This is a genomic window from Streptomyces sp. HSW2009 (assembly GCF_040240285.1).
Taxonomy (GTDB): Bacteria; Actinomycetota; Actinomycetes; order Streptomycetales; family Streptomycetaceae; genus Streptomyces.
Genome location: NZ_JBEHZD010000041.1, coordinates 16,254 through 27,300 on the forward strand (window position 1 = coordinate 16,254; position 11,047 = coordinate 27,300).

8 protein-coding genes are annotated in these 11,047 nt (G+C 73.6%); 6 read left to right on the forward strand and 2 right to left on the reverse strand.

The window, feature by feature from the left end; genetic code table 11:
• Window positions 1–31: 31 nt before the first annotated feature.
• From AAHZ94_RS05620 to AAHZ94_RS05630, 3 genes are read left to right on the forward strand one after another with little or no spacing between them, the layout of a single operon-like run.
• Entirely contained in the window at window positions 32–1,702 is a 1,671-nt protein-coding gene (locus tag AAHZ94_RS05620) for an AMP-binding protein (protein WP_349991037.1), read from the forward strand.
• The gene (locus AAHZ94_RS05625) at window positions 1,699–3,597 is read left to right on the forward strand and encodes an AMP-binding protein (RefSeq protein WP_349991026.1); all 1,899 of its coding nucleotides are present in this window, start codon (window positions 1,699–1,701) and stop codon (window positions 3,595–3,597) included. Before AAHZ94_RS05620 ends, AAHZ94_RS05625 begins: the two co-directional genes overlap by 4 nt.
• Window positions 3,594–5,246 carry an AMP-binding protein gene (locus AAHZ94_RS05630; protein WP_349991028.1) on the forward strand — a complete coding sequence of 551 codons (1,653 nt, stop codon included), beginning with the start codon at window positions 3,594–3,596 and terminating at the stop codon, window positions 5,244–5,246. The genes AAHZ94_RS05625 and AAHZ94_RS05630 overlap by 4 nt, the downstream gene beginning before the upstream one ends.
• Window positions 5,247–5,488: 242 nt before the next feature.
• Here AAHZ94_RS05630 and AAHZ94_RS05635 read toward each other — a convergent pair whose 3' ends face one another.
• A complete protein-coding gene (locus AAHZ94_RS05635; protein WP_349991038.1) occupies window positions 5,489–6,229 on the reverse strand; it encodes a hypothetical protein in 741 nt (246 codons plus the stop codon).
• A 355-nt stretch (window positions 6,230–6,584) separates the two neighbouring features.
• Here AAHZ94_RS05635 and AAHZ94_RS05640 point away from each other — a divergent pair, with 355 nt between their 5' ends.
• Both AAHZ94_RS05640 and AAHZ94_RS05645 read left to right on the forward strand, forming a co-directional pair.
• Window positions 6,585–7,592 (forward strand): LysR family transcriptional regulator, encoded by a 1,008-nt coding sequence (locus tag AAHZ94_RS05640; RefSeq protein WP_349991030.1) that lies wholly within the window; start codon window positions 6,585–6,587, stop codon window positions 7,590–7,592.
• Window positions 7,593–7,804: 212 nt separating this feature from the next.
• Window positions 7,805–9,157 carry a carbohydrate-binding protein gene (locus AAHZ94_RS05645; protein WP_349991031.1) on the forward strand — a complete coding sequence of 451 codons (1,353 nt, stop codon included), beginning with the start codon at window positions 7,805–7,807 and terminating at the stop codon, window positions 9,155–9,157.
• 438 nt (window positions 9,158–9,595) lie between these two features.
• Here the strand turns inward: AAHZ94_RS05645 and AAHZ94_RS05650 are convergent, their stop codons facing one another.
• Window positions 9,596–10,273 (reverse strand): nucleotidyltransferase family protein, encoded by a 678-nt coding sequence (locus tag AAHZ94_RS05650; RefSeq protein ID WP_502964581.1) that lies wholly within the window; start codon window positions 10,271–10,273, stop codon window positions 9,596–9,598.
• A gap of 357 nt (window positions 10,274–10,630) precedes the next feature.
• On the opposite strand from AAHZ94_RS05650, the gene AAHZ94_RS05655 reads away from it, so the two are divergent.
• Window positions 10,631–11,047: protein kinase domain-containing protein (locus AAHZ94_RS05655; RefSeq protein ID WP_349991035.1), on the forward strand; the 417-nt coding region annotated here is incomplete at its 3' end.

Sequence of the window (11,047 nt, forward strand, 5' to 3'; positions counted from 1 at the left end):
GCTTTGGCAATGAGGAGGACATGTGGCGGCAATCGGTCCGACCGAAGAGTTCCGGGCTGCGCGGGATTTCCTGCTCCAGCACCGGGAGGACTACGCGGCTGCCTACGCAGGGTTCCAGTGGCCCCGGCCGGCGGCCTTCAACTGGGCGCTGGACTGGTTCGACCCGCTGGCCGAGCGGGTGGACAGGACCGCCCTGCACATCGTCGAGGAGGACGGCACGGAGACCCGGCTGACCTTCGCCGAACTGCGGGAGCGGTCCGACAAGGTCGCCAACTGGCTGCGCGCGCAGGACGTACGGGCCGGCGACCGGGTGGTGGTGATGCTCGGCAACCAGACCGAGCTGTGGGAGACCGCACTGGCCACCATGAAGCTGCGCGCCGTGGTCATCCCGGCCACCCCGCTGCTCGGCCCCGCCGACCTCGTGGACCGCATCGAGCGCGGCGGCGCCCGCCACGTCATCGTCCGGGCGCTGGACGCGGCCAAGTTCGACGACGTCCCCGGCGACTACACCCGGATCGAGGTGGGCGGCACCGGCCTGCGCCCCGGATGGCTCGATTACGCCGACGCCTACGCCGCTCCCAGCCGCTTCACGCCCGACGGGCCGACCCGGGCCGACGACCCGCTGATGCTCTACTTCACCTCCGGCACCACGGCCAAGCCCAAGCTCGTGGAGCACACCCACACCTCGTACCCGATCGGCCACCTGGCCACCCTGTACTGGATCGGGCTGCGGCCGGGCGACGTCCACCTGAACATCTCGTCGCCGGGGTGGGCCAAGCACGCCTGGTCCAACCTGTTCGCCCCGTGGAACGCCGAGGCGACCGTCTTCGTCTTCAACTACACCCGTTTCGACGCGGCCCGGCTGATGGCCGAGATGGACCGCTGCGGCGTCACCACCTTCTGCGCGCCGCCCACCGTGTGGCGGATGCTCATCCAGGCCGACCTGCGGGCGCTGCGCACCGCGCCGCGGGAGGCCGTCGCGGCCGGCGAACCGCTCAACCCGGAGGTCATCGAGCAGGTCAGGCGGGACTGGGGGGTGACCATCCGGGACGGCTTCGGCCAGACCGAGACCTCCGTACAGGTCGCCAACACGCCCGGGCAGCCGCTCAAGACGGGCTCCAGGGGGCGCCCCACGCCCGGTTTCGCCGTCGCGCTGCTCGACCCGGTCACCGGGAAGCCCGGCGACGAGGGCGAGATCAGCCTGGACCTCTCCGCCCACCCGGTGGGTCTGATGGCCGGCTACGCGGGCGACCCGGAGCGCACCGCCGAGGCGATGGCCGGCGGCTACTACCGCACCGGGGACATCGGAGCCAGGGACGCCGACGGCTACATCACCTACGTGGGCCGCGCCGACGACGTCTTCAAGGCGTCCGACTACAAGATCTCGCCGTTCGAGCTGGAGAGCGCGATGCTGGAACACGAGGCCGTCGCCGAGGCCGCCGTGGTGCCGGCGCCCGACCCGGTGCGGCTGGCGGTGCCCAAGGCGTACGTGGTGCTCGCCGAGGGCTGGGAGCCCGGCCCGGAGACCGCGCGGGCGCTGTTCGCGCACTCGCGCGCGGTGCTGGCGCCCTACAAGCGGGTGCGGCGCATCGAGTTCGCCGACCTGCCCAAGACCGTGTCCGGCAAGATCCGCCGGATCGAGTTGCGCGAGCGGACCGCCCAGGACGGCGGCGCCGCCGAATACCGTGAGGAGTCCTCATGACCGGCCCCGCCACGACCGGCCAGAGCGCCGATCCCGCCACCACCGGGGAGCCGGGCCCCGCCGCGGGACCCGCGGCCGGCGCCGCGCGCACCGCCGCGCAGACCGCTCCCCAGCCCCCCCCGCAGCCCACCGGCGAGGCGGCCCCCACCGGCCAGAACCTGGCACCGGGTCGCGTCGAGTCGGGCCAGTCGCCGCCCTCGCCGCCGCGCTCCTACGCCAGCGGACCCGGTGACACGCCGCTGCTCGGCCAGACCATCGGCGCCAGCCTCGACGCCGCCATCGCACGGTTCGGGGACCGGGAGGCGCTGGTGGACATGGCCAGCGGCCGGCGCTGGACCTACACCGAGTTCGGGCGGGCGGTGGACGAGGTCGCGCTCGGCCTGCTCGCCAAGGGCGTCGGCAAGGGCGACCGGGTCGGCATCTGGGCGATCAACTGCCCCGAGTGGGTGCTCGTGCAGTACGCGTCGGCCCGCATCGGCGCCATCATGGTCAACATCAACCCGGCCTACCGCGTCCACGAGCTGCGCTACGTGCTCGAACAGGCCGGCATCCAGGTCCTGGTCTCCTCCATCGAGCACAAGACCAGCGACTACCGCCGGATGGTCGAGCAGGTGCGCGCCGACTGCAAGGCGCTGCGCGACGTGGTCTACATCGGCGACCCGACCTGGGACGGCCTGGTACGGGCCGGTGCGCAGGTCGACCCGGCCCGGCTCGCCGACCGGCAGGCCCGGCTGACCAGCGACGACCCGGTCAACATCCAGTACACATCGGGCACCACCGGCTTCCCCAAGGGCGCCACCCTCTCGCACCACAACATCCTCAACAACGGCTACTTCGTCGGCGAGCTCATCAACTACACCGAGCGCGACCGGATCTGCGTGCCGGTGCCCTTCTACCACTGCTTCGGCATGGTCATGGGCAACCTCGCGGCCACCAGCCACGGCGCCTGCGTGGTCATCCCGGCCCCCTCCTTCGACCCGGTCGCCACCTTGCACGCGGTGGAGCGGGAGCGGTGCACGGCGCTGTACGGGGTGCCGACGATGTTCATCGCCGAACTGGGGCTGCCCGACTTCGCCACCTACGACCTGTCCACGCTGCGCACCGGCATCATGGCCGGATCGCCCTGCCCGGTGGAGGTCATGCGGCGGGTGGTCGCCGAGATGCACATGGCGGAGGTCGCCATCGCGTACGGCATGACCGAGACCTCCCCGGTCTCCACGCAGACCCGCGTCGACGACGACCTGGAGCGCCGCACCGCCACCGTCGGCCGGGTCATGCCGCACATCGAGGTCAAGGTGATCGACCCGGCCACCGGCGTGACCGTGCCCCGCGGCGAGGCCGGCGAACTGTGCACCCGCGGCTACAGCGTGATGCTCGGGTACTGGGAGCAGCCGGAGCGGTCGGCGGAGGCGATCGACGCGGCGCGCTGGATGCACACCGGGGACCTGGCGGTGATGCGCGAGGACGGCTACGTGCAGATCGTCGGCCGGATCAAGGACATGATCATCCGCGGTGGCGAGAACGTGTACCCGCGCGAGATCGAGGAGTTCCTCTACGCGCACCCGAAGATCGCCGACGTGCAGGTGGTGGGCGTGCCGGACGAGAAGTACGGCGAGGAGATCGCCGCCTGCGTCGTGCTGCGCGACCCGGCCAACCCGCTCACCCGTGACGAACTCGCCCGCTTCTGCCGGGGCCGCCTCGCCCACTACAAGGTGCCCCGCTACCTGCACCTGGTCGAGTCCTTCCCGATGACCGTCAGCGGCAAGGTCCGCAAGATCGAACTCCGCGACCAGGCGGCCCGCGCGCTCCTCCCCGAGCAGCCGGCGGCCCCGGCCGCCGAGGCGCGGCCCGTAGCCCCGCAGCGCTCGGTCGCCGAACGGGCCGGCCGGTCATGACCCTGTCGTACGCGAGCGGCCCGCACGGCACGCCGCTGACCGGCGAGACCATCGGCGCGGCACTGGCCGCGGCCGTCGCCCGGTGCGGAGACCGCGAGGCGCTGGTGGAGGCGGCGGGCGACCGCCGCTGGAGCTACGCCGAGTTGGACCACGCGGTGGCTGAGGTGGCCGGCGGGCTGCTCGCGTACGGCGTGGCCAAGGGGGACCGGGTCGGCATCTGGGCCCCCAGCAGCGCCGAATGGGTCATGGTGCAACTCGCCGCGGCCCGCATCGGCGCCATCCTGGTCAGCCTCAACCCGGCTTACACCAAGGGCGAGTTGGCGTACGCGCTGCGCCAGTCGGGCACCACCGTGCTGGTCGCCGCCGACGAGTACCGCGGCGTCGACTGCCGGGCCGTGGTGGCGGCCGTCCGCGCCGACTGCCCCGCACTGCGCACCGTGGTGCGGCTGGGTGACGCGTGCTGGGCGGAGCTGCGCGCGGCCGGCAGACGCCGCCCCGTGCACGAACTGGTCCGCCGCTCTGCCGAGTTGGGCTGCGACGACCCCATCAACATCCAGTACACCTCGGGCACCACCGGCTTCCCCAAGGGTGCCACCCTCTCCCACCACAGCATCCTCAACAACGCCCGGGCGACCGGCGCGCTGCTCGGCTACACCGAACGCGACCGGATCTGCATCTCGGTGCCGCTCTACCACACCTTCGGCATGGTGGTCGGGGTGCTCGCGGCCATCGCGCACGCGGCCTGCGCCGTCATCCCGGCCCCCACCTTCGACCCGGCCGCGACCCTGCGCACGGTGGAGCGGGAGCGGTGCACGGCGCTGTACGGGGTGCCGACGATGTTCATCGCCGAACTGGGGCTGCCCGACTTCGCCGCGTACGACCTGACCTCGCTGCGCACCGGCATCGTGGGCGGCTCGTCCTGCCCGGCCGAGGTGATGAAACGGATCGTCGGCGAGATGCACCTGACCGAGATCGCCATCGCCTACGGGATGACCGAAACCTCACCGATCGCCACCCAGAGCCTGCTGCCCGCGGCGGGGGAGAGCGGGGAGTTGACGCTGCGGCGGCGCACCGAGACGGTCGGCGTGGCCCATCCGCACCTGGAGCTCAAGGTCGTCGACCCGGCCAGCGGGCTGACGGTGCCCCGCGGCACGGCCGGCGAACTGTGCGTGCGCGGCTACAGCGTGATGCTCGGGTACTGGGAGCAGCCGGAGCGTACGGCCGAGGCGATCGACGCGGCGCGCTGGATGCACACCGGGGACCTGGCGGTGATGCGCGCCGACGGCTACGTGCAGATCGTCGGCCGGATCAAGGACATGATCATCCGCGGTGGCGAGAACGTGTACCCGCGCGAGGTCGAAGAACTGCTGCACACCCATCCCAAGGTCGCCGACGTACAGGTGGTGGGCGTGCCGGACGAGAAGTACGGCGAGGAGATCGCCGCCTGCGTCGTCCTCGCGGCCGGCGCGCAGCCGCTGACCGCGGACGAGGTCGCCGCGTACTGCACCGGCCGCATCGCCCGCTACAAGATCCCGCGCCTGGTGCGGACCGTGGACGCCTTCCCGCTCACCGCGAGCGGGAAGGTCCGCAAGACGGAACTGCGCGCGCAGTTGGTACGGGAGCTGCGCGAGGCCCGTGCGGTGTCCTGAATCAACCCCCTTGACACGGAACGGAGTTGACGGCCGTGGGGGAGGGGGTCCGGTGCGCGGCCCCGCCCGGGGTGGCCCTGCCCGGGCGGCCATGGATCGGATGGTCGCGGATCGGATGGTCGAGGAACGGGCGGGCCCGCCCCCGCTGGTCACGCCTGACGGGCATGGATGCGGGGCGTGGATCGGGTGGTCGCGTCTGGCGGCCACGCCTGATGGTCACGCCTGGCGGACCTGCCTGGCGGTCACACCTCGGGCGGGCCCATCCGGATCAGGTCGTCCGCCGGGTCGTTCACCGGCTGCGGAGTGCCCGTCAGGTCCATGACGAACAGCGGGAGGTAGAGCTCGTCGGCGCGCGAGCGTGCGTTGCGCGCATAGCCGGCCAGCGAGAAGAAGACGCTGACGGCGGCCTCGCTCAGGCCGTGCAGCCACAGGCACTCCACGTCCCGCACGCCGGTGGGGCGGGTCGTCGGATCGACCTGGGCGACCAGCCCGGGCCCGCGGAGGTCGACCCCGGAGGGCGCGCGGTCCTCCACCCGGCGCAGGCTGGTGAAGCCGAGCCACTTGAGGTACTGCGCGGCGGCGGTCACCACGTCCCGGCCGGTCCGGATCGTCACCGGCTGGAACGCCGGGCGCAGCACCGCCGAACTCGGGGCCGGATGTGCCCGCGCGGCGCCCGCCTGGCCGGGGCCGCCGGCCGTCGCCAGACTGCGCCCGCTCCCCTCCGGCGCCTTGGCCACCGGGAGTCGCACCACGGTGCCGCAGGGGCAGCCGAGTTCGGGCTGTGGCCAGTGGTCCTTGCGCCCGCAGGAGTGGCAGCGCATCGCCACCCAGGAGTCCTCCCACGTGCGGTAACGCAGTTGGGCCACCGGGCCGGCCAGCACCGGGAGGGTGAGCGGTGCGCCGCACGCGCAGGGGAAGGTGGGTGGCGTGAACGAGTGCTCACGGCTGCACGCCGGGCACCGCACCGGCACGCTCTTGGCCATCGTCGGCTCCAGCATGGACACAGAGATCGAGTGAAGCAGTACGTGCCCATCGTCCACGATGTGGCCGGTGTTGGGGAGACAGCCGTCTGGTTTCGGCCGCACCGGGCGACCGTCCGTGCGTGTCACGGACCGTTGTGTGGGCGCGTACGAGGCGGTGGGGTGCGTAGAAGGCAGGGATAGGCAGGGATAGGGGCGTGCGGGGATGTGGACAGGGGTGTGCGGGGTGGTGCGGCGGAATGCCCGCGCGCCGGGTGGGCGCCCCCGCCGCTGAGCCGTCGGTCGGGGCCCCGCGATCGGCCGCACTGGTCTGGACCTGGGTATTGTCCCGGGCGGAACGCGGGTCCAAGCTCACACCATGGACCTGGAGATGCGGCATCTGAGGGCGATCCGGACGATAGCCGAAGCGGGCAGCCTCACCCGGGCAGCCGCCACGCTCGGGCTCGCCCAACCGGCGTTGAGCGCCCAACTCAAACGGATCGAAAGCGCCCTGGGCGGGCGGTTGTTCGAGCGGGGCAGGTACGGCGTGCGAACCACCGCACTGGGTGAGTTCGTGCTGGACCGGGCCCGCATCCTGCTGCCCGCCGTGGGGCAGCTCCAACAGGAGGCCGTACGGCTGACCCAGGACGGCGAGCAGGCGCCTGCCTTCCGGCTGGGCGGCACCCACGGGCCGCTGCTCGGCGCGGTCGTCGACCGGCTGTCCGCCGCCCACCCGGGAGTGCAGGTGACCACCCGGATCTCCTGGTCGGACCGGGAGATCGCGGCCTCGGTCGCCGACGGGCGGCTCACCCACGCGCTCATCGGCACCTGCGGCGAGAGCACCCCGCCCGAGCCGGAGCGGCTGTCCTGGCGGCAGTTCGCCGCCGACCCCATATTTGTCATGCTCGGTGCGGAACACCCGCTCGCGCAGCGGCCGGAAGTGGACCTGGCGGACTTCGCGGACGACGCCTGGGCCGTGGTGCCGGGCGACGGCTGTTTCGGCGAGTGTTTCACCGCCGCCTGCGCCAGGGCCGGGTTCCGCCCCGGGCGGCTCTACGAGACGGACGTCGCGTCCTGCGTGTACCTCGCGCAGGTCGGACGGGCCGTCGGGCTCTGCCGCGCGACCCTGCCCACCCCGCCGGGGCTGGTGACCCGGGCGCTGACCGGTACCCCGCTGATGTGGCGGCACCTCATCGGCTGGGACCCGTACGGGCCGGCCGCGCAGTCCGCGTCCGACGTGGTGACGCACGCCCACGCCGCCCACACGGACGCCATCACCCGCAGCGAGAGCTACTCCGCCTGGCTCGCCGCGCACGGCGCGGAAGCGGCGGGTCCAGGGCCGGGCGGAGAGCCGGCGCCACCCCTGTCATGTGGGAGATCCCTGTGACCCGAGCCGAACGAGGCACCCGCCGGGCGGCGCCGCGCCGGGCCCGGGTTGGATGGTGGTGGACGCGCCCCGTGCCGGGCGCGGGCGGCCCGGCGGTGCGGGCCGGCGCCACAGGTCCATACCGCGATGCAGGGGGAAATCTGGAATCTTCTGCGGGACAGATCGCGCCACCTACGGTTTCGGCATCCCCCACCGAACCGAGGAGACTCCCCATGCCCCCAAGACACGCCACCCTTGCGTGTGCCGCGGCAGCGGCGGTCGGCGCCCTCGCCCTCAGCCTGCTGCCTGGCACCGCTTCCGCCCGGTCGGCTGACCCGGCTGCGACGGCGGCCGAGACCATGAGCGTCGCCGACACCTCCCCCGCCGTCCTTGCGGCGATGCAGCGCGACCTGGGCCTGAGCAGCCCCGGTCAGGCCAAGGAGCGGCTTGCCAACGAGGCCGAGGCCGGTGCGCTGGCCGGTCGGCTCCAGCAGTCCCTGGGCCGCGACTTCGCCGGTGCCTGGGTGAGCGGTGCCGAGTCCAGCACGCTCACCGTCGCCACCTCCGACCGCTCCGAGCTGGCCAAGATCAAGGCCACCGGCGCGAAGGCGAAGCTCGCCGCGCACACCCTCGCCGAACTGGACGGGGCCAAGGCGGCCCTGGACCGTGCCGCGGTCAAGAACGGCTCGTCCGCCGTGCCGATCTGGGCCGTCGACGTGCGCTCCAACACCGTGGTCGTGCAGGCCGTCAAGCCGGCCGCCGCGCAGAAGCTGATCGCGGCCAGCGGCGTCGCCCGCGACCTGGTCTCCGTCAAGACCATCGCCGAGAGCCCGCGCCCGCTGTACGACATCCGCGGCGGCGACGCGTACTACATGGGCAGCGGCGGCCGTTGCTCGGTCGGCTTCGCGGTCACCCGCGGCACCACGGAGGGCTTCGCGACCGCGGGTCACTGTGGCCGCGCCGGCACCACCACCAGCGGCTTCAACCAGGTCAGCCAGGGCACCTTCCAGGCGTCCACCTTCCCGGGCCGGGACACCGCCTGGGTCGCGGCCAACAGCAACTGGAAGGCCACCCCGTACGTCAAGGGCCAGGGCCAGAACGTCCAGGTCGCGGGTTCGACCCAGTCGGCCGTCGGCGCCTCGATCTGCCGCTCCGGCTCCACCACGGGTTGGCACTGCGGCACCGTCACCCGGCACAACACCAGCGTGACCTACCCCGAGGGCACGATCAGCGGCGTGACCGAGACGACGGTCTGCGCCGAGCCCGGTGACTCCGGCGGCTCCTACATCTCCGGCAGCCAGGCGCAGGGCGTCACCTCCGGTGGCTCCGGCGACTGCCGCTCCGGTGGCACCACCTTCCACCAGCCGATCAACCCGCTGATCGAGGGCTACGGCCTGACGCTGAAGACCAACGACGACGGTGGCCCCGGCCCCGGCCCGGGTGAGGGCACCTGGGCGGCCGGCACGGTCTACAACGCCGGCGACACGGTCACCTACAACGGCTCCACCTACCGCTGCCTCCAGCCGCACCAGGCCCAGCCCGGCTGGGACCCGGTGAGCGCCCCGGCGCTGTGGCAGCAGGCCTGAGCCACACTCCGGCGATCGCCTAGCTGATCGGCCCCGGCCCCCATCCGGAACCGATCGACCGGGCAACCCGGCCTCGGGGGGCCCCCCCGCCCCCCCCCCCCCCCCCCCCCCCCCCGCCTCCGTTTCACCACCCGTTTCACCACCTGTTCCACCACCGGATTTGGCTACACCGCCCCGCCTCCCCCTCACGGCCGGGCTTCGGCCCACCGCCGGGCCGCCGTCTCACCGCCCGGTCTCTCCGTCGCACCCCCGGTCTTCGTCTCGTGCACCGCCCGCGTGGCGAGGCCCGTCCCCGTCGTACGGTCCGCTCCCGTACCCACCGCTGCCCGCAGGGCCCCTGCCGTGCGGGCAGCCGTCGTACGGACCGGCGAGGCGCGTCCGGGGCGGGTGGCGTACGGGCCCACCGGGCCGCAGACGTACCGGCCAACGGGGCGCGGGTCAGTCGTCCGGGGCGAGCAGACGCAGATCGGCTGGGGTGTCGACGTCTGCGTCCGATGCGACGTCCGCGCACTCCACGCAGGTCACCTCCGCCGCGCGGGAGCGCAGGAAGTCCCGTGCGCCCCGGTCCCCGTGGGCGCTCGCGGCCACCCGTGCCCCGTGCTCCCGGGCCAGCAGCACCGGATGGCCGCGCCGCCCCGCGTACTCCGCACAGACGAGACCGGCGCCCGCCCGGTGCGCGGCGATCACCCGGGCCACCGCAGCGGCCCCCACCCCCGGCTGGTCCACGAGCAGGACCAGGACCGCGGAGGCGCCAGCGACTGACGTCCATTCAACCTGCGGGCCTGGCAGTGGCCTTGACTCTGCTTCGGGTTTCGTCTCAAACCTCCGATCGGGCCCTGACGCGGCGTCGGCCGCGGCCAGACCCGCGCGCAGGGACGAGGCGAGGCCGGTGGGCCAGTCCGGGTTGTCGACCAGGACGCAGCCCGTCAGATCGGCCCGTGCGCGCACCTGTTCCGCCGCCGCGCCGAGCACCACGTACACCGCCGGTGCGCATCCGCCCGCGCGCAGGGCGCGTACCGCACGCTCCACCAGTGGGCGCCCGCCGTGGTCGAGCAACGCCTTGGGGCGCCCACCGAGCCGGCGCCCACCACCCGCGGCGAGCACCAGCCCGAGCACCGGGCCCGCGCCCACGGCTGCGCCCGAGTCCCCGTTCCCGTCCGCGTCCGCGCCCCCGTCCGAGCCTGTGCCCGCGTCCCCGCCCGTCTCGCTGTCCGTCTCGCCGTTCCCGTCCGCGTCCGCGCCCGCCGGCCCTCGCATCGGTGCCATGCCCCCTGCCTACCGCACCGCCCGGGGTGCGGGCCGGCAGCGCGCGCCGTGCCGCCGCACCTCACCCCGGGCCGCACCCCACCACCCCGGTCCGGGCCCCCGCCCCACCGTCCGCGGTAGCTGTCGAGCCACGGGAACCGCCCGCGTACGGTGCGCGGACGCTCGGCTAAGGTCGGGGCGTGCGGTTGTGAAACGGGGAGGACGAAGGTGGCGGAGGTCTTCAAGGCACTGGGGGAGAAGGACCCGCGCCAGATCGCGGGCTACCGGCTCGCCGCCAAGCTCGGCTCGGGCGGCATGGGCAAGGTCTACCTCTCCTACACCCCGGCCGGTCGGCCGGTGGCGATCAAGGTGGTACGGCCCGATCTGAGCGAGGACCCGGAGTTCCGCAGCCGCTTCCGCCGCGAGGTGGCGGCGGCCAAGCGGGTGCACGGCCTGTACACCGCGCCGGTCATCGACGCCGAGACCGAGGGCGACACCCCCTGGCTGGCCACCGCGTACGTACCCGGCCCCTCGCTCCAGTCGGTGGGCGCCGACCACGGGCCGCTGCCCGTGCCCACCGTGCTGCTGCTCATCGCCGGGATGGCCGAGGCGCTGGCCGCGGTGCACGAGGCGGGCATCGTGCAC

Excerpts from the sequence above, each read along its gene's own strand:
- AAHZ94_RS05625 (WP_349991026.1), top strand. The coding sequence starts at position 1,699 with ATGACCGGCCCCGCCACGACCGGCCAGAGCGCCGATCCCGCCACCACC.
- AAHZ94_RS05630 (WP_349991028.1), top strand. The coding sequence starts at position 3,594 with ATGACCCTGTCGTACGCGAGCGGCCCGCACGGCACGCCGCTGACCGGC.
- AAHZ94_RS05635 (WP_349991038.1), bottom strand. The coding sequence starts at position 6,229 with ATGGCCAAGAGCGTGCCGGTGCGGTGCCCGGCGTGCAGCCGTGAGCAC.
- AAHZ94_RS05640 (WP_349991030.1), top strand. The coding sequence starts at position 6,585 with ATGGACCTGGAGATGCGGCATCTGAGGGCGATCCGGACGATAGCCGAA.
- AAHZ94_RS05645 (WP_349991031.1), top strand. The coding sequence starts at position 7,805 with ATGCCCCCAAGACACGCCACCCTTGCGTGTGCCGCGGCAGCGGCGGTC.